Below are 17,840 nucleotides of genomic sequence, written 5' to 3' on the forward strand. Positions count from 1 at the left end.
GCGTTTACGACTCCTTGCTGGGCATGGGTGACGAGGGGGCTCCGGCCACCGCGTTCGCGGCCTTCGCGCCGGTTCCCGCGCGCGAGAGGACCAGGAGCAGCGCCCAGGTGATCAAAAGGCTGAGGACGGACACGGCCACCGACATCCGCGCCTGGGCCCCGGAGATCGTCACGATCCACACCGCGAAGGGCTCGTAGCCGAGCAGCGCCGCGATGGTGAACTCACCGAGCACCAGGGCCAGGGTGAGGAACGCGGCCCCGGCGAGTGCGGCGCGCAGGTTGGGCAGGATGACCCGGACGACGACGTACGGCCAGCTGGCGCCGCAGTTGCGGGCGGCCTCCACGAGGGTGGGTACGTCGATGGCGCGCAGCCCGGCGTCCAGCGACCGGTAGACGAACGGGAGCGCCAGCACCGTATAGGCGAAGACGAGGACGAGCGGGAAGCTTTCGTCCTGGACGGCCAGGAAGGTCTGGTAGAGCGGGGTGCGGGACAGTTTCTCCGGGCCCCAGCGCAGGACCGTGGTGATGCCGGTGACCAGCGCGATCGGCGGCACGACCAGCGGCAGCATGCACATGACCTCGATGACGGGCCGCAGCCGGGGCGACCCGAGCCGCACCGCGATCAGCGCGGGCACCGCGAGCAGCAGGGCCAGCGCGATGGTGGCCGCCGCGAGACCGAGCGAGAGCAACAGGCTGTCCGTGAAGCCCTCCGCGCCCAGGATCCCGGTGTACGCCTCGAAGGAGACGCCCTGGCCCGGCACATGCACGGTGAAGACGAAGGACGAGACGAGCGGGATGAGGAAGTAGAGCCCGGCCAGGCCCAGGACCGCCCCGCGCCAGACGCGCGGGCGGCGGCGGGTCTTCCGTACCGGCGCGTCGTCTTCGGGCGCGGCCTGAACAGGGGCCGGGGCAGGGGACGTAGAGGTCAGTGCAGCCATCGGGCGCTCCGTCGCTGGAGGGGCAGATAGACGGCCATGACCAGTCCGGCGATCAGGATCATGTCGAGGCCGAGGGCGAGCGCCACGTTCTCCTGGCCGACCATGACGTTGCCGGACAGCGCGTCCGCGATCTTCAGGGTGACCAGGGGTACGGAGCCGCCGACCAGGGCGGCGGCGGTGGCGTGCGCGGCGAAGGCGCTGCCGAAGAGCAGGACGAAGCCGCCCATCAGCGAGGGCGCGAGCACCGGCAGCCCGACCATGCGCCAGAACTGCGGCCCGCTCGCACCGTTGTTCTGCGCGGCTTCGCGCCACTGGGGCCGCAGCCCGTCGAGCGCCGGAATGATCACCAGCACCATCAGCGGTGTGAGGAAGTACAGGTAGACGACAGCGAGCCCGGTGAAGGAGTACAGGTTCCAGCCGAGGTCGCCGAGGCTGGCGAGTTCGGTGACCACGCCGGAGATGCCGAGGGTCGCGATGAACGCGAACGCCAGTGGCACACCACCGAAGTTGGCCAGTACGCCGGACGCGGTGAGGGTCGCGCTGCGCAGCCACTGGCGGCGCGAGGTCACGATGGCCTGGGCGATCAGGACCCCGGCGAGGGAGCCGATCACCGCGACCAGTGTGGAGAGCTGCACGCTGCCGATCAGCGAGTTCAGGTAGGGGCCCTGGAGGGAGCGTTCGACGTGCTCGCCGGTGAAGGAGGTGGCACCGGTGTCCGGGTCGTCGCGGGTGAAGGCGCCGTACAGCAGGGCGGCGACCGGGAGCCCGAAGCAGAGGCCGGTGAAGGCGAGCAGCGGGACGGTGGCCAGCCAGGTGCGCGGGCCACGCCGCCGCCGACGGCTGGTGCTGCTCGTGCCGCTGCTGGTGCTGCTGCGGCTGCCGTCGGCGGCGGACGGGGCGGACTGGGCGGGGACTGACATCAGGAGAGGGCCTTGTCCCAGTTCTTGGCGAGGTCTTCCTTGGCCTTGTCGAGTTCGTCGGAGGTCGGGAACTCGGGGGTGCCCTCGACCTCGGGGAGCTTGGCGACGAAGTCCTTGTCGGCGGTGCCGTCGTCGGTCATGGCGGGCAGCAGTACGGGGCGGGCGTAGCCCTTGAGCCAGAGGTTCTGGCCCTCGGGGCTGTAGAGGAACTCCATCCACAGGCGGGCGGCCGCCGGGTGGGGTGCCTCCTTGTTGATGGCCTGCGAGTAGTACTGGGCGTAGACGCCGTCGCTGGGGACGGAGACCTGCCAGTCGACGCCCTTCTCCTTGAACTGGTCGGCGTAACCGGCGTTCAGGTAGTCCCAGTCGATCGAGATCGGCGTCTCGCCCTTCTCGACGGTCGCCGGGGTCGACTCGACGGGGATGAAGTTGCCGCTCTTCTTCAGCTTGGCGAAGAAGTCGACGCCCGGCTGGATGTCGCCGAAGGAGCCCTTGTTGGCGAGCGACGCGGCGTAGACGCCGCCGAAGGCGGAGCCGGACTTGGTCGGGTTGCCGTTGAGCGCGACCTTGCCCTTGTACTCGGGCTTGAGGAGGTCGGCGAAGGTCTCCGGGCACTTCTTGATGCGCTTGGCGTCGCACCCGATGGAGACATAGCCGCCGTAGTCGTTGTAGAAGCGGCCGTCGGCGTCCTTCTGGGTGTCCGGGATCTTGTCCCAGGTCGCGACCTTGTACGGGGCGAACAGGCCCTCTTCGGATGCGCTGCGGGCGAAGGCGATCCCGAGGTCCAGGACGTCGGGGGCGCGCTTCTGGCCCTTCCGCGACTTCACGGCGGCGATCTCGTCGGCGCTGGAGGCGTCCGGGTTCTCGCTGTTGACCTTGATCTTGGGGTACTTCTCCTCGAAGGCCTTGATGACCTCGCCGTAGTTCGCCCAGTCCGGCGGCAGGGCGATGACGTTGAGCTTGCCCTCCTTCTCGGCGGCCGCGACGAGCTTCTTCATGCCGCCGAAGTCGGACGCGGAGGCGGTGGAGCCCGCCTTCACCTTGTTCCCGGCGTCGGCCGAGTCGTCGGGCGCGGCACCGCAGGCGGTGAGCGATGTGAGTACGGCGGCACCGAGCAGCGCGGCCGCACCACGGCCGGAGGGTCTGAACACGGTCTCTCCCAGAGACGAGGAAGCGGGGTGTGGGGGCGTTGCCCAGAACTTGTCTGAACAAGCTGGCATCAGTTCGCCCGGAGCAGTTGTCCGCCGCATTAACAGCTCATGACGTTCGCCACACCGCTGCCGGAAGATCCAGGGCCGTCGCCGAACCGCCCCCTGCGCCCCCTGCGTTGACTCCGTGAACCCGCCGCGTCGGCGAGGTTAGGGTGAACAGGGAGGCGGAACACTCCGCGACCGACCGCACACGGCACGGAGCTACGGGCTCGGAATCAGGGGGCACCCGCGTGGGGGGCACGGCACGCTATCTGGAGATCGCGGACGCACTGCGCCGGTCGATCCTCGGCGGCGCCTATCCGGTGGGAGCCCAGCTGCCCACGGAGAGCGGCCTGGCCGCCGAGTGGTCGGCCTCGCGCGGCACGGTCCGCCAGGCCATCGCCGTACTGGTCGCGGAGGGCCTGATCGGCTCCCGGCAGGGCGCGCGGCGGATCGTCCTGCGCCGCGAACGCCGCCACAGTTTCGCGGAGTTGAACAGCTTCGCGCAGTGGGCCGAGGCGATGGGCTACGCGACGTCGAGCCGCTTTCTGTCCCGCACCCGGCGCCCCGCGACCACCACCGAGTCCGAGCGCCTCTCGCTCGCCCCGGGGTCCGAGATCCTGTACGCGCTACGGCTGCGGCTTCTGGACGGCGAGCCCGCCATGCTGGAGCGCACCGCGTACGCGGGCTGGGTCGCACCGGCCGTGGAGACGCTGCCCGAGGACTGTCCGTCGATCATGAACAGCATCGCCGACGAGCACGGCATCGTGGCGCAGTACGGCGAACACCTGCTGGACGCACTCGCGGCGAGCGGCGACGACGCCCGGCTGCTCCGGATAGCCGACGGCACCCCGCTACTGCGCCAGCGCCACCTGACCTGCACGGCGGCGGGCCGCCCCATCGAGTGGACCGACGACCGCTATGTCGCGGGCAGCGTGACCTTCAGCGTCAGCAACTCGGCGGACATCGCCCCGCTGTCGCGTCACGCGGGCAAGCTGGGCGGCTGAGCCGCGCCCGCTCGTCGTACCCGGCCGTCAGCCGCCGGAGGTGTCCAGCTCGGCGTCCGGGCTGACCCCCGCGCAGTCGTACGGGTCGTTCAGCCAACCGTCCGGCAGCACCACGCGGTTGTTGCCCGACGTACGCCCGCGCGGCCCGTCGGCACCCACCGGCCAGGCCTGGTCGAGGTCCAACTCGTGCAGTCCGGCTTCGAGTTCGGCCAGCGAGGACGTGATGGCCAGCCGCTTGCGCATCTCGGATCCGACCGCGAAGCCCTTCAGATACCAGGCGACATGCTTACGGAAGTCGATGACCCCGCGCGCCTCGTCGCCGATCCACTCGCCGAGCAGTTGGGCGTGGCGGACCATCACGACGGCGACCTCGCGGAGGGTGGGGGCGGCGGGCCCCTCGGTCCCCTCGAAGACGCTCACCAGGTCGCCGAAGAGCCAGGGCCGCCCGAGGCACCCACGCCCCACGACCACCCCGTCGCACCCGGTCTCGCGCATCATCCGCACGGCGTCGTCGGCCGACCAGATGTCGCCGTTCCCGAGGACCGGAATCTCCGGGACATGCTCCTTGAGCCGCGCGATGGCGTCCCAGTCGGCCGTGCCGCCGTAGTGCTGGGCGGCGGTGCGGCCGTGCAGCGCGATCGCCGTGACGCCTTCCTCGACGGCTATCCGCCCGGCGTCGAGGTAGGTGATGTGGTCGTCGTTGATGCCCTTGCGCATCTTCATCGTGACGGGGATCTCCCCGGCCCCGCTGACCGCCTCCCGCAGGATCGAGCGCAGCAGGTTCCGCTTGTACGGAAGCGCCGAGCCCCCGCCCTTGCGCGTGACCTTGGGGACCGGGCAGCCGAAGTTCAGGTCGATGTGATCGGCCCGGTCCTCCTCCGCGATCATGCGGACCGCCTTGCCGACGGTGACCGGGTCCACGCCGTACAGCTGGATCGACCGGGGCTTCTCGCTCTCGTCGAAGTGGATCAGCTGCATGGTCTTCTCGTTGCGCTCGACCAGCGCCCGCGTGGTGATCATCTCGCTGACGAACAGCCCCTTACCCCCGGAGAACTCCCGGCACAGGGTGCGAAACGGCGCGTTGGTGATCCCCGCCATGGGGGCGAGCACCACGGGCGGCTGCACGGTGTGCGGGCCGATGGCGAGGGGGGCGGGGGTCGCGGGGGCGAGCGTGGTCATCACCCCATTGTGACGCAAGGGTGCGACAGCCCCGAGCGGATGCGGCGGTTCGTTAGCCAGCCTTACGGTCTGGGCGCACTNTGCACGGTGTGCGGGCCGATGGCGAGGGGGGCGGGGGTCGCGGGGGCGAGCGTGGTCATCACCCCATTGTGACGCAAGGGTGCGACAGCCCCGAGCGGATGCGGCGGTTCGTTAGCCAGCCTTACGGTCTGGGCGCACTGTCAGACCCTCCCGCCACTCTGGGTTCCCGGATGATTACCTGCCGGGCCGTCTGGCTCGGACGCCAGGGAGGGCGCATCATGACACTGATGCTTGAGCAGCCGCAGACGACAGAGGTCCCCCACGGTTCAGCGCGCTTCGAGGCGCTGTGCCGGACGCTGCTGACCATGGATGTGCCCGAGGGATACCGGGCGGAGATCGTCGGGGGAAACATCGTCATGTCGCCGTGGTCCAAGGGGTTCTACCTGCCCATCATGGAGTCCATCCAGGACCAGCTGAAGCCACATCGCCCGTCGGATCACACGATGTCCGCGGCCCCGTTCCTCTTCACCTTCCCTGGTGAAGAGCGCGCCTACGGCCCCGACATCTACGCGGCCGCGTAGACCGCCTTCCGCACCCAGGAGCGGTACATCGACGGCGAAGCCCTCTCGTTCGTCGCCGAGCTCACCTCCACGTCAACGCGCGGCGTGGACTGGGAGGACAAGGTCCCGGTCTACGGTAGAGCGGGCGTTCCGGTCTACCTCCTGGTCGACATGCGGGACGAGACGGCCACGGTGTTCTCGGAACCATCGGGGAAGGGATACCGGTCCCGGACCACGGCGCCGTTCGGAGCGAAGCTGCGCATCCCCGCACCCTTCGACTGCGACCTCGACACGTCGGAGTTCGAACCGCCCACCGAGGACGCCGAAGGCACCGACAACACCGAAGGCACCGGCGCCACGGGCGGTTGAGCCGCTCATACGCTCAGGACCTGGCAACCGCCGCCGCGTGGAGCTTCTCGACGCGGTGGTGGGACTCGGCGTCCGCGGGGACGTAGGTCACCATCCGCGGGCCGATGCTGGGGCCCAGCCACAGGTCGGTGTGGACCAGGGAGACCAGGCCGACCTCCGCGTTGCGGAACTGCTTGGTCTTGCTGCGGGCGGCCATCACCTCGTGCCGCTTCCACACTTCGCGGAACTCCTCAAACGCCTGGAGCCGCTTGAGCAGCGTCTTCCAGGCGGGCTCGGCCAGATGCCCGGCCATGGCCGCGCGGAACTTGGCGGCCATCAGCCGGGTCACCTCCTCAGGGTCCACGAGCGACGCCCGCCAGTCGGCGTTGGTGTAGCAGAGGAGCATGGAGTTGCGGTCCTCGGGAGCCACCGCGTCGAGGTCACAGAGCAGCCGTCCGTATGTGCGGTTGTAGGCGAGGATGTCGTACCGCTCGTTCTGGACGCAGGCCGGGAACGGTTCGAGCTGCTCCAGCATCTGGCGCAGCGCCGGGGCGATGGCGGCGCAGCTGTCGCCGGGCGACCGCTGCTGGTGCAGCTGGGCGTGGTGATGCTCACGGTGCTCTTGAGCCTGCGGCTGCCGGGTGACGCGGTAGGTTGACCCGCTTACGGCGGGACCAGCAGGACCATGGACGGAGACCTTGCGATGCGCGGTGGGACGGTGGTGCGCCAGCTGATGCTGGTGGCGATCCTCGCCCTCGCACTGGAGCACGGGCTCGCCGGGGCTGCCACGCATCTTCCGAAGCACCCCGACCACGCCCTGCTGGCCATGCCCGCCCCGCTCCCGGCACCGCAGCCGCACGCGCACACGCGGCCGCAGCCGCAGCCGCACGAGTGCGGAACCGAGCCGCGTGAGGACAGGCACGACGGCACCTCCTGCGAGATCGTCGCCAGCGGCGGGCCGTTCCACCAGCCGGCCCTGGCCGCAGGCGCCGCCGACTCCACGGGCGATTCGTGCCCCGTCCTCATGCGGCGCGGCTGCCCCACGTCGTCCCGGTCCCCTCCCTCACCGTCTCTGGCCGCTCTGTCCGTACTGCGGGTCTAGAAGAGGCGCCGTGTGCCACTGCCTACGCGCAGTGAGCACACAGACGGCAGACCTCGGACTCGGCAGACCACACACGGAGCAGTTGCCCATGGGAACCAGAAGCAGGAACAGAAACGGGAATACGAACAGAGCCAGGAACAGGGACGGGAACGCCTCGCGCGTCATGGCGGACGTGGGCGCGGCCCGTATCGTCGCCGCCTTCGCCTCGCTGGGCGCCGCCGCGATCCACCTCGCGTCGGCCGCGGACCACTACGCCGAGTGGTGGGCTGCCGGGGTGTTCTTCTACGCCATCGGCGCCTTCCAGGCGGGCTGGGCGGTGGCCGTACTCCGGTCCTCAGGCCGGGCCGTCATGCTGCTCGGCCTGCTCGCCAACGCCGGAGTCATCGCGACGTGGGTGGTCAGCCGGACGGAGGGGATGCCGGTGGGCCCCGGCGCGGGAGTCCCCGAGGGCATCACCCGCGCCGATGCGACCGCCGCGGTCTTCCAAGCGGTGATCTGCGTGGTGGCGCTGTGGCGCATCCGGCAGCGCCCGGCCCGCGGCTTCGCCAGCTCGATGCGGGCGGTGCTGCTGGTCGGGGCCGCGAGTGCGGCGGTGGCCGCGACGACGATGCCCGCGGTGGAGACCGCCATGAGTCACAGCCACAGCCACGGCACGGCGGACGAGTCGGAGCCGCACGGCCACGACGGCGACGCCCCCGGCCACGAGGACGGTGACGCCGAACCACGGGACACCCACTCCGGTACGTCCCCGACACCTTCCGCGGACACAGATGAGTCCGGCGCGCCGGAGCCGTCGAAGACGGAAAAGCCCACAGCCGACGAGCCCGGTCACGACGACGAACCCCACGGGCACTGACCGCCCGCAGGACGCAGGACGGAGGGGCGGGGAATCACCTCCCCGCCCCTCCGCGTTACTACGAGCCGTCAGCTGTCGCTCTCGGCGCCCTGCGCGCGCTCGCGCATCTTCCGCAGGAGCTCCTGCTTCTGCTCGGCCGCCGTCTTGCGGTCGGCGTTACGCGCCGGACCTGTGCCCTGCTGGTCGGCGCGGGACAGCTTCTTGCGCTGTCCGCCTACGCCGAGGAGGTTGTTGCGCTTTGCCATGGGTGTCTCCCATTGAGGTGAGAAGTGATGCTGGCTTCGTCGGTCGGGGGCTGTTGTGTGCCGCCCGCCGGGCTCTCACTCGTAAATCTGGAAGAGGTTCATGGCGTGGACGATACCGCGCCCATCTGGGCCCATCACCCGGATTTCGCGGCGCCGGGGCGTGCTGCGGGGTCCACGGTCGCCTGGTGGGCCTCGGCGAGGTGCGCCTCGGCCTTCAGCCAGGGCAGGAACTGGGCACCCTTGCGCCAGCCGCAGGTCTCGCAGACCAGGGTGCGCTGCATCCCGGACCTGCCTACCTGGACGGTGTGCGCCCGCCCGTGTTGGTCCCAGCGGCTGACCTTGCTGGTGGTCGTGGACGGCATCTAGGGCTCCTGGGTTCGGGGGCGCCCAGTGTGCCGCTAACGCCTCCGCTTGCACAGCCTGTACGAAGCCGACGAAGCCGTGGCCCCGGCGTAGCTGCGGCCGAAACGCCCCGAGCCGGGAACCGGCAGTCGGGGCGGGGCTCCACCCCACGAGGCCCCGCCTCCCCCACCCGGCGGAGGCGCCTCGCCGCTCAGGACGACGCGGCGTCGCACGGCACACCGGCAATCTGTTCCGCATGACGACGACCGCCACCACCGAGCGACCCACCACCGAGCAACCCACCGCCCGCTGGCCCCGCCGAGCCGCACACGCCATCGCGCTCTGCGCCGTACCCTCCGGACTGTGGCGGATTGCCATGGCCTCCGGGATATACGTGGGCTACAGCGACGAGGTGCTGCGCGAGCAGTACGGCATCCCCGGCTGGGGCATCGCGTACGTCGTCGGCCTGTCCGTGCTCATCGAGTGCGCCGCACTGCTGCCGCTGCTCCTGGTGAGCGAGCGGTGGCGGCCACGCCGTCCCAGGGCTGTCGGTATCGCCGCCGTCGCCGCGACGACCGCCGTGATCCTGCTGGAACTGAGCCAGGTGCTCGTCTACTTCACCGTCGAGAGCCAGTCCTACCTGTCCGGCACGGCGAGCACCGTGGCCGCGTTCGTCTTCGCCCCGCTGTTCGCGATCGGCCCTCTGGCGGCCGCCGTGACGTGGTCGTACTGGCGACGTACGGCGCATCAACGGACCATATGATCCTTTTGCCAAATACAGACCGATTCAGCCATGGGTAAGCCACTATTAGCCTTTGGTCGAATATGCCAAAGATCCTATGTCATTGGGTGATTGAACCGTGTAGGTTCTCGATCGGTTCGGGTGATGTCTCACGTCACCCGGCCGGGAGAGTTCTCACTGGGTAGCGGGCGTGCTTGGCGGGCTTCACGCACGGAACGACGCGGCCGAAGCCACAAGAGGGCGACCCGCCAGGACTTGGGAGGAAGCCTCATGGCTGACATCGATCTCGGACTGGCGACGGACTGGAACGAGGGGGACACCCACGGCCGCGTCAAGCTGGTACAGAACCAGATCTACCCGACCTCGCCCAAGAAGGACGTGCTCATCAGCTCGCCGGTGAGTATCGAGCTGTCGGTGAACACGAACTACTCCACCTCCCAGGAGGCGGACAAGATCTACTTCACGACCCACCACGGCCGTACGAAGAAGGTCATCGCGGTGCTCGACTCCGAGGGCAACCTGCACATCGCCGGTCGCCTGATCACGGAGCAGAAGGACCTGTCGTACTGAGAGGCACGCGTCTGATGGCCCAGTGGGGGCGGTGGCGGAGTCTGCCACCGCCCCCACTGCCATGAGGCCGGGCCGGCGCCACCCGGCCCCAGGCCCCACGCGTGGTAAGCGACAATGGGCTTCATGAGCCTGTTCCGTGATGACGGCGTCGTGCTGCGCACCCAGAAGCTGGGTGAGGCGGACCGGATCATCACGCTGCTCACTCGCGGGCATGGGCGGGTGCGGGCCGTGGCTCGCGGGGTCCGGCGGACCAAGTCCAAGTTCGGGGCCCGGCTGGAACCCTTCTCGCACGTCGACGTGCAGTTCTTCTCGCGTGGGAGTGAGCTGATCGGGCGCGGGCTTCCGCTGTGCACACAGAGCGAGACGATCGCTCCGTACGGTGGCGGGATCGTCGCCGACTACGCGCGGTACACCGCGGGGACGGCGATGCTGGAGACCGCCGAGCGGTTCACCGACCACGAGGGCGAGCCCGCCGTACAGCAGTACCTCCTGCTGGTGGGCGGGCTGCGGACCCTCTCGCGCGGGGAACACGCGCCCAACCTCGTCCTCGACGCGTTCCTCCTCCGCTCGCTCGCCGTCAACGGCTACGCGCCCAGCTTCGACAACTGCGCCAAGTGCGGGATGCCGGGACCGAATCGGTTCTTCTCGGTGGCCGCCGGCGGTGTGGTCTGCGCGGAGTGTCGGGCGCCCGGAAGCGTCGTACCCTCTGCGGAGGCCGTCGCCCTCCTCGGGGCGTTGCTGACCGGGGACTGGGAGACGGCGGACGCGTGTGAGGCGCGGCACGTCCGGGAGGGCAGCGGTCTGGTGTCGGCGTATCTGCACTGGCATCTGGAGCGCGGGCTGCGTTCGCTGCGGTACGTAGAGAAAAGCTGAGAAGATCCAGAGAAGCTGGCAAGGCTAGGGAGACGAGAGACCACATGGCACGACGCGGGATTCTGGGGCGCACCCGCCGCGAGTACAAGGCACCCGAGCCGCATGAGTCGGGCGCGCGGCCGCCGAAGCTCTCCGCGGAGCTCGTCCCCAACCATGTGGCGGTCGTCATGGACGGCAACGGCCGCTGGGCCAAGGACCGCGGGCTGCCACGCACCGAGGGGCACAAGGTCGGTGAGGGCGTCGTGATGGACGTCCTGAAGGGGTGCCTGGAGATGGGCGTCAAGAACCTCTCCCTGTACGCCTTCTCCACCGAGAACTGGAAGCGCTCGCCCGAAGAGGTGCGCTTCCTGATGAACTTCAACCGGGACGTGATCCGGCGCCGTCGCGACGAGATGGACGAGCTGGGGATCCGGATCCGCTGGGTGGGCCGGATGCCCAAGCTCTGGAAGTCCGTGGTCGAGGAGCTCCAGGTCGCCCAGGAGCAGACCACGCGGAACGACGCGATGACGCTGTACTTCTGCGTCAACTACGGCGGTCGCGCGGAGCTGGCGGACGCCGCCCAGAAGCTCGCGGCCGATGTGGCGGCGGGGAAGCTGGACCCGGCGAAGGTCAACGAGAAGACGATCCAGAAGTATCTGTACTACCCGGACATGCCGGATGTGGACCTCTTCCTGCGCCCGAGCGGTGAGCAGCGGACCTCGAACTACCTGATCTGGCAGAGCAGTTACGCCGAGATGGTGTTCCAGGACGTGCTGTGGCCGGACTTCGACCGCCGCGACCTGTGGCGCGCCTGCGTCGAGTACGCGTCCCGGGACCGCCGCTTCGGCGGGGCGATCCCGAACGAGGAGCAGCTGGCCAGCGGATCGAAGTAGCCCGCCCGCGGAAGCGGGCGCGGCTCAGGACTTGGCCGTAGCCCGCCCGCGGACGCGAGCGCGGCTCAGGACTTCGTCTTGGCCGCGCACTCCGCGCACGTACCGAAGACCTCCACGGTGTGCGCCACGTTGACGTACCCGTGCTCCGTCGCGATGGCCTCGGCCCACTTCTCCACGGCCGGGCCCTCGACCTCGACCGCCTTGCCGCAGACCCGGCACACCAGATGGTGGTGGTGTTCGCCGGTGGAGCAGCGGCGGTAGACGGACTCGCCGTCGCTGGTACGCAGGACGTCGACCTCGCCGGCGTCCGCGAGGGACTGCAGGGTGCGGTACACGGTGGTCAGCCCGACCGAGTCACCCCGGTGTTTGAGCATGTCGTGCAGCTCCTGCGCGCTGCGGAACTCGTCCACCTCGTCGAGCGCCGCCGCCACTGCGGCACGCTGTCGGGTCGATCGGCCGCGCACTGGGGGTCCAGCGGTGGTCACCGTTGCCTCCTCACCTCTGCTCTGCTGCCGGGCCATTGTGCCAGGTCCACCGGCCGCGTAAGGCATGCCTACCCCCAGGGGCCCGTACGAGCCCACCACACCCTCACACCTTCACGTCGTCCGCCCCCCGTCGCGAGCCCGGAAGCGTGCACTCCGCCTCGGCCGCCGCGGCGGCCCGCGCGCGGTACCTGGCCAGCGGTGTCGCCACCGCCGTGAGCACCATGAAGACGCCGATGGCGAGCAGCACGATGGCCGCGCCCGACGGGGCTTCCACGTAGTACGTCGTGATCGTGCCGGACAGTGCCACGGTCACCCCTATGCCCATGGCGAGCCCGAGGGTCGCCGTGAAGCTGCGTGTGACGCGCTGGGCGGCCGCGACCGGGATCACCATCATCGCGCTGACCAGGAGCAGGCCGACGATGCGCATGGCGACCGTCACGGTGACCGCGGCGGTGACCGCGATCAGCAGGTTGAGCAGCCGCACCGGGAGGCCGGTGACGCGGGCGAACTCCTCGTCCTGGCAGACGGCGAACAGCTGGCGGCGCAGGCCGATGGTGATCGCCACCACGAAGGCGGCCAGGATCCAGATCGCCGTGATGTCCTCGGGGGCGACCGTGGTGATCGAGCCGAAGAGGTAGCCGGTCAGGTTGGCCGTCGAGCCGTTCGGCGCGAGGTTGATGATCATGACGCCGCCCGCCATGCCGCCGTAGAAGAGCATGGCCAGCGCGACGTCGCCGCTGGTCTTGCCGCGGGAGCGGATCAGCTCCATGCCGACCGAGCCGATGACGGCGACCAGGGTCGCCATCCAGACGGGGTTGGTGCTCAGCAGGAATCCGAGCGCTACGCCGGTCATCGCGACATGGCCGATGCCGTCGCCCATGATCGCCTGGCGGCGCTGGACCAGGTAGGTGCCGATGGCGGGGGCGGTGAGGCCGACCAGGGTGGCCGCGATCAGGGCCCGCTGCATGAAGGCGTAGTCGAGGATGTCCATTACGTCAGCAGCCCTGTCCTGATCGGCTCGGCGTCGTGCGCCGCGTGCGGGTGTACGTGGTCGTGTCCTGGCAGTGCGTGCTGGCCGACGGCCTCGGGGGGCGCGCCGTCGTGCACGACGCAGCCGTCGCGGAGTACGACCGCGCGGTCGATAAGCGGCTCCAGGGCGCCCAGCTCGTGCAGGACGAGCAGGACGGTGACGCCCGCGGCGACCTGTTCCCTGAGGGCTCCGGCGAGTACCTCCTGGCTGGCCAGGTCGACGCCCGCCATCGGCTCGTCCATGATCAGCAGCTCGGGTTCGCCGGCCAGCGCGCGGGCTATCAGCACCCGCTGGTGCTGGCCACCGGAGAGCGCGTTGACGGAGTCCTTGGCGCGGTCCGCCATGCCGACCAGCTCCAGGGAGCGGTGGACGGCGGCGCGGTCGGCGCGGCCCGGCCAGCCCAGTTTCGTACGGGCCAGGCGGCCTGCCGAGACGACCTCGCGGACCGTGGCGGGGACACCGGACGCGGCGGTGGTGCGCTGCGGGACGTAGCCGACGCGGGCCCAGTCGCGGTAGCGCCTGAGCGGCGTGCCGAAGAGCTCGACCGAGCCGCCGGTCAGCGGGACCTGGCCGACGGCCGCGCGGACGGCGGTGGACTTGCCCGAGCCGTTGGCTCCGAGCAGCGCGACGACCTCACCGCGGGACACGGTGAGGTCGACGCCGCGCAGCACGGGGCGTGAGCCGAGCGAGGCGGTGGCCCCGCTCAGGGCTATGACGGGCTCACGCTCTCCGGGCATGGCTGCACCTTTCGATTTGCTGCTGGGTCACTTGGCGCCGAGTGCCTTCTTGAGCGCCGTGAGGTTGGACCGCATGACCTCGAAGTAGTCATCGCCCTTGGACTGGTCCGTAATTCCCTCGAGCGGGTCGAGGACGTCCGTCTTCAGACCGGTGTCGTCGGCGAGGGTCTTGGCCGTCTTGTCGCTGGCGAGGGTCTCGAAGAAGATCGTGGAGACATTGTCCTCCTTGGCGACCTTCTGCAGGTCCTTCATCCGGGCCGGGCTGGGCTCGGACTCGGGGTCGAGCCCGGCGATGCCCTCCTGGTCGAGGCCGTAGCGCTCGGCGAGGTAGCCGAAGGCGCTGTGGGCGGTGATGAAGGTCTTGGTCTCGGTGTCCTTCAGGCCGGTCTTGAAGTCGGTGTTGAGGGCGTCGAGCTTCTTGACGAGCTTGTCGGTGTTCTTCTTGTAGTCGGCCGCGTGGTCCGGGTCGGCCTTCTCCAGGGTCTTGCCGACGCCCTTGGCGACCTCGGCGTACTTGACCGGGTCGAGCCAGACGTGGGGGTCGACGGCGCCTTCGCCTGCCACGTCGCCGTGGTCCTCACCCTCGTCGGCGTGCTCGTCGCCGTGCTCCTCCTCGGCCTCGTCACCGTGGCCGTGGCCGTCGTCGCCGTGGTTCTCGAGCGTGGTGAGCTTCGCGGCGTCGACGGTGTGCTTCACACCGGCCTGCTTGACGGACGCGTCAACCGCGGGCTGCACCCCGGCGAGGTACAGCACGACGTCCGCCTCGGTGAGCTGGGCGGTCTGCTTGGCGCTGATCACCAGGTCGTGCGGCTCGGTGCCCGGCTTGGTCAGGGACTGGGCGGCGACGTGCTCGCCGCCGATCTCCTCGGCCAGGAACTGCATCGGGTAGAACGACGTCACCACGTCGAGCTTGCCGTCGCTCCCGCCCGCGGCGTCGGAGCTGCCACAGGCGGACAGGGTGATCAGGCCGAGGGCGGCGGCCCCGGCGACGGCGGTGGTCCCTATTCGGGAGCGGCGGAGGTGACGACGTACGTTCATGACACTCATTTTCAACTAATCTGGAAACGATTGTCAACAAAGGCCAGACCAGCCCATACACGGAACGGATTTGATCCGGGGGGTGCAGCCGCCGGTACCCTTATTCCTTCGCTGCCGTCCGTCGTAATGAAGAGAGCACCGTGGCCGCCGACAAGATCGACACCATCGTCAGCCTGAGCAAGCGCCGTGGCTTCGTATACCCCTGTAGTGAGATCTACGGTGGCCAGCGTGCCGCCTGGGACTACGGCCCCCTCGGCGTCGAGCTCAAGGACAACATCAAGCGCCAGTGGTGGCGCTACATGGTCACGTCCCGTGAGGACGTCGTCGGTATCGACTCGTCGGTGATCCTGGCCAGCGAGGTCTGGCAGGCCTCCGGCCATGTCGCGACCTTCTCCGACCCGCTCACCGAGTGCACCTCCTGCCACAAGCGCTACCGCGCTGACCACCTGGAGGAGGCGTACGAGGCGAAGCACAACCGCCTCCCGGAGAACGGCCTCGCCGACATCAACTGCCCCAACTGCGGCAACAAGGGCCAGTTCACCGAGCCCAAGGAGTTCTCGGGCCTGCTCTCCACGCACCTCGGCCCCACCCAGGACTCCGGCTCGGTCGCCTACCTGCGCCCCGAGACCGCCCAGGGCATCTTCACCAACTTCGCCCAGGTGCAGACCACTTCGCGCCGCAAGCCGCCGTTCGGCATCGCCCAGATCGGCAAGTCCTTCCGGAACGAGATCACTCCGGGCAACTTCATCTTCCGCACCCGCGAGTTCGAGCAGATGGAGATGGAGTTCTTCGTCAAGCCGGGCGAGGACGAGCAGTGGCAGGAATACTGGATGGAGCAGCGCTGGAACTGGTACACCGGCCTGGGCCTGCGCGAGGAGAACATGCGGTGGTACGAGCACCCCGCCGAGAAGCTCTCGCACTACTCCAAGCGCACCGCTGACATCGAGTACCGCTTCAGCTTCGGCGGCTCCGAGTGGGGCGAGCTGGAGGGCGTCGCCAACCGCACGGACTACGACCTGTCCGCGCACGCGAAGGCCTCCGGCAAGGAACTCGCCTACTTCGACCAGGAGGCCGGCGAGCGCTGGACTCCGTACGTCATCGAGCCCGCGGCCGGTCTCGGCCGGTCGATGCTCGCCTTCATGCTCGACGCGTACGCCGAGGACGAGGCGCCCAACGCCAAGGGCAAGCTGGAGAAGCGCGTCGTGATGCGCCTCGACCCGCGCCTGTCGCCGGTCAAGGTCGCCGTCCTGCCGCTGTCCCGCAACCCCGAGCTGTCGCCGAAGGCCAAGGGCCTGGCCACCTCGCTGCGCCAGCACTGGAACATCGACTTCGACGACGCGGGCGCGATCGGCAAGCGCTACCGCCGCCAGGACGAGATCGGTACGCCGTTCTGCGTCACGGTCGACTTCGACACCCTGGACGACAACGCGGTGACCGTGCGCGAGCGCGACACCATGAAGCAGGACCGCATCTCGCTCGACCAGATCGAGTCCTACCTGGCGGCCCGCCTCATCGGCTGCTAGTCACTCGGCGGGGGCGGATTCGCCCCCGCCCCGTTGTCATCCTCAACGGCCGGACAGGCTCGATCACTTCGAGCCCGTCCGGCCGTTTGGGCTTGGTGGAGCTCCGGGAACTACTCTTCCCCGAACGTCTCGCCCATGGCTCCCCCGAGGAAGCCCTCCAGCAGCTCGTCCATCGTCACCTTGGAGGCTCCCTCCGGAGCAGTGACCTTTTCACCCTTGTCCACGCGCAGCACCAGCGCGAGCTTCTTCACCTTCGCGTCCTCCGCGAGCTTGGCGAGATCCACGGACACCTCGGTCAGCGCACCGTTGGTGAGCGTGAAGCGGGCCGAGACCTTCTTGTCGGGCACCTCCTTGAGGTCCTTGGCGGTCGGCAGCTCGGCCCCCGGAAGCGGCAGGTCCTTCGCCAGCGGGCGGATCTCGTCGACCAGCTCGGTCAGCAGGGTACGGAAGGGAGCGGTGGCGGTGATGTGCTCGGTGCCGTCCTCCCCACCGGCGGTCCGGAAATCGACCTCGCGGGCGACGACCGCCTTGAGGGCCTTCATCAGCTTCTTCTGCGTCTTGGCGTCGAGCGTGGGCTGCGCGGAGGGCTTCCCGCCTTCCGCGCCCTCCATCCCGTCCATCTCGCCCGGCTCGTTCATCTCGTCGCGGGCCTCTTCGAGATCCTTCGTCGAGACCTTGACCCACTCGCCCTCAAGGACCTTCTTGAAGGCTCCGGCGCTGTCGGGCAACTCGTCGGCAGGCGGCATGGGAGCGCCAATCGCCGTGAGGCCTTCCCCGTCGACGCGGAAGTACGTGTAGTCGCCGACGATCCGGTACTCGATGAGGTCACCGTCCGGGCCGCTGAACTTCAGGGCCATGCCGGTGAAATCCTTTTCGCCGGACTCGTCGAGCGGCTTCCTGGACTGCACGGAGACGGAGAGCCGCCCACCACTGAGCAGCTCGGCGGCCTCGTCCGGAATCTCCTCGCCGGGCTCAGCGTCGGCGTCCAGCGCCTTCAGCGTCTTGGCGTCGGTGTCCAGGTCGAGCTCGAAGGAGAGCGAGTGCTCCTTGCCGAGCTCGTCGAAGGCCCGGTCGAGCTTCTGCCCGGCGGACAGGTTCTCCACCGTGCCGCAGGCTGTGGAGCCGGCCAGGACCATAGTGGCGACGGCGGTGGCGGTCAGGGTCTTGCGTATCGCGGAAATGACGGTCTCCTCGTAGGTGCGACCACGGCAGTGGTCGCTGAGGGGACTCATCAGCCCCGCAAAAGGTTGCCCGCCTCACGCG

21 protein-coding genes and 1 pseudogene are annotated in these 17,840 nt (G+C 69.3%); 10 read left to right on the forward strand and 12 right to left on the reverse strand.

Annotated elements, in window-relative coordinates:
* Positions 1 to 4 precede the first annotated feature (4 nt).
* From U9R90_RS27975 to U9R90_RS27985, 3 genes are read right to left on the reverse strand one after another with little or no spacing between them, the layout of a single operon-like run.
* A complete protein-coding gene (locus tag U9R90_RS27975) occupies positions 5 to 937 on the reverse strand; it encodes an ABC transporter permease (RefSeq protein WP_411059455.1) in 933 nt (310 codons plus the stop codon).
* The gene (locus U9R90_RS27980) at positions 925 to 1,857 is read right to left on the reverse strand and encodes an ABC transporter permease (RefSeq protein ID WP_411059456.1); all 933 of its coding nucleotides are present in this window, start codon (positions 1,855 to 1,857) and stop codon (positions 925 to 927) included. The genes U9R90_RS27975 and U9R90_RS27980 overlap by 13 nt, the downstream gene beginning before the upstream one ends.
* A complete protein-coding gene (locus U9R90_RS27985; protein ID WP_411059823.1) occupies positions 1,857 to 2,975 on the reverse strand; it encodes an ABC transporter substrate-binding protein in 1,119 nt (372 codons plus the stop codon). Before U9R90_RS27985 ends, U9R90_RS27980 begins: the two co-directional genes overlap by 1 nt.
* Before the next feature lie 323 nt (positions 2,976 to 3,298).
* Here U9R90_RS27985 and U9R90_RS27990 point away from each other — a divergent pair, with 323 nt between their 5' ends.
* Complete coding sequence (locus tag U9R90_RS27990; RefSeq protein WP_411059457.1) at positions 3,299 to 4,054, forward strand: GntR family transcriptional regulator; 756 nt, start codon at positions 3,299 to 3,301, stop codon at positions 4,052 to 4,054.
* 27 nt (positions 4,055 to 4,081) lie between these two features.
* Here the strand turns inward: U9R90_RS27990 and dusB are convergent, their stop codons facing one another.
* On the reverse strand, positions 4,082 to 5,233 hold the full coding sequence (gene dusB, locus U9R90_RS27995; protein ID WP_411059458.1) for a tRNA dihydrouridine synthase DusB: 1,152 nt from the start codon (positions 5,231 to 5,233) through the stop codon (positions 4,082 to 4,084).
* A 299-nt stretch (positions 5,234 to 5,532) separates the two neighbouring features.
* Between dusB and U9R90_RS28000 the strand changes: the two genes are divergently transcribed.
* Entirely contained in the window at positions 5,533 to 5,835 is a 303-nt protein-coding gene (locus tag U9R90_RS28000) for a hypothetical protein (RefSeq protein WP_411059459.1), read from the forward strand.
* 27 nt (positions 5,836 to 5,862) lie between these two features.
* Complete coding sequence (locus U9R90_RS28005) at positions 5,863 to 6,183, forward strand: Uma2 family endonuclease (RefSeq protein WP_411059824.1); 321 nt, start codon at positions 5,863 to 5,865, stop codon at positions 6,181 to 6,183.
* A 13-nt stretch (positions 6,184 to 6,196) separates the two neighbouring features.
* Here U9R90_RS28005 and U9R90_RS28010 read toward each other — a convergent pair.
* Positions 6,197 to 6,730 (reverse strand): annotated as a pseudogene (locus U9R90_RS28010) (XRE family transcriptional regulator); the annotation flags it as partial.
* 117 nt (positions 6,731 to 6,847) lie between these two features.
* Here U9R90_RS28010 and U9R90_RS28015 point away from each other — a divergent pair.
* A complete protein-coding gene (locus U9R90_RS28015) occupies positions 6,848 to 7,264 on the forward strand; it encodes a hypothetical protein (protein WP_411059847.1) in 417 nt (138 codons plus the stop codon).
* Between the two features lie 163 nt (positions 7,265 to 7,427).
* On the forward strand, positions 7,428 to 8,120 hold the full coding sequence (locus U9R90_RS28020) for a hypothetical protein (RefSeq protein ID WP_411059460.1): 693 nt from the start codon (positions 7,428 to 7,430) through the stop codon (positions 8,118 to 8,120).
* A gap of 68 nt (positions 8,121 to 8,188) precedes the next feature.
* On the opposite strand, the gene U9R90_RS28025 is transcribed toward U9R90_RS28020, so the two are convergent.
* On the reverse strand, positions 8,189 to 8,365 hold the full coding sequence (locus U9R90_RS28025; RefSeq protein ID WP_411059461.1) for a DUF6243 family protein: 177 nt from the start codon (positions 8,363 to 8,365) through the stop codon (positions 8,189 to 8,191).
* A gap of 134 nt (positions 8,366 to 8,499) precedes the next feature.
* Complete coding sequence (locus tag U9R90_RS28030) at positions 8,500 to 8,727, reverse strand: hypothetical protein (RefSeq protein WP_411059462.1); 228 nt, start codon at positions 8,725 to 8,727, stop codon at positions 8,500 to 8,502.
* Between the two features lie 236 nt (positions 8,728 to 8,963).
* On the opposite strand from U9R90_RS28030, the gene U9R90_RS28035 reads away from it, so the two are divergent.
* The 4 genes from U9R90_RS28035 to U9R90_RS28050 all read left to right on the forward strand — a co-directional run bounded on the left by U9R90_RS28035 (position 8,964) and on the right by U9R90_RS28050 (position 11,764).
* Entirely contained in the window at positions 8,964 to 9,470 is a 507-nt protein-coding gene (locus U9R90_RS28035) for a hypothetical protein (protein ID WP_411059463.1), read from the forward strand.
* A 249-nt stretch (positions 9,471 to 9,719) separates the two neighbouring features.
* Positions 9,720 to 10,019: a DUF6342 family protein gene (locus U9R90_RS28040; protein ID WP_411059464.1), complete on the forward strand. Its 300-nt coding sequence runs from the start codon at positions 9,720 to 9,722 to the stop codon at positions 10,017 to 10,019.
* A gap of 123 nt (positions 10,020 to 10,142) precedes the next feature.
* A complete protein-coding gene (gene recO / locus U9R90_RS28045; protein WP_411059465.1) occupies positions 10,143 to 10,892 on the forward strand; it encodes a DNA repair protein RecO in 750 nt (249 codons plus the stop codon).
* 44 nt (positions 10,893 to 10,936) lie between these two features.
* Positions 10,937 to 11,764, forward strand: coding sequence for an isoprenyl transferase (locus tag U9R90_RS28050; protein ID WP_411059466.1), 828 nt, complete (start codon positions 10,937 to 10,939; stop codon positions 11,762 to 11,764).
* Between the two features lie 65 nt (positions 11,765 to 11,829).
* Here U9R90_RS28050 and U9R90_RS28055 read toward each other — a convergent pair whose 3' ends face one another.
* The 4 genes from U9R90_RS28055 to U9R90_RS28070 form a co-directional block, all read right to left on the reverse strand.
* On the reverse strand, positions 11,830 to 12,249 hold the full coding sequence (locus U9R90_RS28055) for a Fur family transcriptional regulator (protein ID WP_411059467.1): 420 nt from the start codon (positions 12,247 to 12,249) through the stop codon (positions 11,830 to 11,832).
* 103 nt (positions 12,250 to 12,352) lie between these two features.
* Positions 12,353 to 13,240: a metal ABC transporter permease gene (locus U9R90_RS28060; protein ID WP_411059468.1), complete on the reverse strand. Its 888-nt coding sequence runs from the start codon at positions 13,238 to 13,240 to the stop codon at positions 12,353 to 12,355.
* Positions 13,240 to 14,016 carry a metal ABC transporter ATP-binding protein gene (locus tag U9R90_RS28065; protein ID WP_411059469.1) on the reverse strand — a complete coding sequence of 259 codons (777 nt, stop codon included), beginning with the start codon at positions 14,014 to 14,016 and terminating at the stop codon, positions 13,240 to 13,242. The genes U9R90_RS28060 and U9R90_RS28065 overlap by 1 nt, the downstream gene beginning before the upstream one ends.
* A gap of 27 nt (positions 14,017 to 14,043) precedes the next feature.
* Positions 14,044 to 15,054, reverse strand: a complete 1,011-nt coding sequence (locus tag U9R90_RS28070; RefSeq protein ID WP_411059470.1) for a metal ABC transporter substrate-binding protein — start codon at positions 15,052 to 15,054, stop codon at positions 14,044 to 14,046.
* A 140-nt stretch (positions 15,055 to 15,194) separates the two neighbouring features.
* On the opposite strand from U9R90_RS28070, the gene U9R90_RS28075 reads away from it, so the two are divergent.
* Positions 15,195 to 16,577 (forward strand): glycine--tRNA ligase, encoded by a 1,383-nt coding sequence (locus U9R90_RS28075; protein WP_411059471.1) that lies wholly within the window; start codon positions 15,195 to 15,197, stop codon positions 16,575 to 16,577.
* Positions 16,578 to 16,687: 110 nt separating this feature from the next.
* On the opposite strand, the gene U9R90_RS28080 is transcribed toward U9R90_RS28075, so the two are convergent.
* The gene (locus U9R90_RS28080) at positions 16,688 to 17,713 is read right to left on the reverse strand and encodes a hypothetical protein (RefSeq protein WP_411059825.1); all 1,026 of its coding nucleotides are present in this window, start codon (positions 17,711 to 17,713) and stop codon (positions 16,688 to 16,690) included.
* Positions 17,714 to 17,840: the final 127 nt, after the last annotated feature.

It is taken from the genome of Streptomyces sp. E11-3 (assembly GCF_046540415.1).
Lineage (GTDB): Bacteria > Actinomycetota > Actinomycetes > Streptomycetales > Streptomycetaceae > Streptomyces.

What these genes read in the sequence shown, in the direction of transcription:
- U9R90_RS28000 (WP_411059459.1), top strand. Translation starts at nt 5,533, where the DNA reads ATGACACTGATGCTTGAGCAGCCGCAGACGACAGAGGTCCCCCACGGT.
- U9R90_RS28015 (WP_411059847.1), top strand. Translation starts at nt 6,848, where the DNA reads ATGGACGGAGACCTTGCGATGCGCGGTGGGACGGTGGTGCGCCAGCTG.
- U9R90_RS28070 (WP_411059470.1), bottom strand. Translation starts at nt 15,054, where the DNA reads ATGAACGTACGTCGTCACCTCCGCCGCTCCCGAATAGGGACCACCGCC.
- U9R90_RS28060 (WP_411059468.1), bottom strand. Translation starts at nt 13,240, where the DNA reads ATGGACATCCTCGACTACGCCTTCATGCAGCGGGCCCTGATCGCGGCC.
- U9R90_RS27975 (WP_411059455.1), bottom strand. Translation starts at nt 937, where the DNA reads ATGGCTGCACTGACCTCTACGTCCCCTGCCCCGGCCCCTGTTCAGGCC.
- U9R90_RS28030 (WP_411059462.1), bottom strand. Translation starts at nt 8,727, where the DNA reads ATGCCGTCCACGACCACCAGCAAGGTCAGCCGCTGGGACCAACACGGG.
- U9R90_RS28050 (WP_411059466.1), top strand. Translation starts at nt 10,937, where the DNA reads ATGGCACGACGCGGGATTCTGGGGCGCACCCGCCGCGAGTACAAGGCA.
- U9R90_RS27980 (WP_411059456.1), bottom strand. Translation starts at nt 1,857, where the DNA reads ATGTCAGTCCCCGCCCAGTCCGCCCCGTCCGCCGCCGACGGCAGCCGC.
- U9R90_RS28035 (WP_411059463.1), top strand. Translation starts at nt 8,964, where the DNA reads ATGACGACGACCGCCACCACCGAGCGACCCACCACCGAGCAACCCACC.
- U9R90_RS28040 (WP_411059464.1), top strand. Translation starts at nt 9,720, where the DNA reads ATGGCTGACATCGATCTCGGACTGGCGACGGACTGGAACGAGGGGGAC.
- U9R90_RS28025 (WP_411059461.1), bottom strand. Translation starts at nt 8,365, where the DNA reads ATGGCAAAGCGCAACAACCTCCTCGGCGTAGGCGGACAGCGCAAGAAG.
- recO (WP_411059465.1), top strand. Translation starts at nt 10,143, where the DNA reads ATGAGCCTGTTCCGTGATGACGGCGTCGTGCTGCGCACCCAGAAGCTG.
- U9R90_RS28065 (WP_411059469.1), bottom strand. Translation starts at nt 14,016, where the DNA reads ATGCCCGGAGAGCGTGAGCCCGTCATAGCCCTGAGCGGGGCCACCGCC.
- U9R90_RS28080 (WP_411059825.1), bottom strand. Translation starts at nt 17,713, where the DNA reads ATGGTCCTGGCCGGCTCCACAGCCTGCGGCACGGTGGAGAACCTGTCC.
- U9R90_RS28020 (WP_411059460.1), top strand. Translation starts at nt 7,428, where the DNA reads ATGGCGGACGTGGGCGCGGCCCGTATCGTCGCCGCCTTCGCCTCGCTG.
- dusB (WP_411059458.1), bottom strand. Translation starts at nt 5,233, where the DNA reads ATGACCACGCTCGCCCCCGCGACCCCCGCCCCCCTCGCCATCGGCCCG.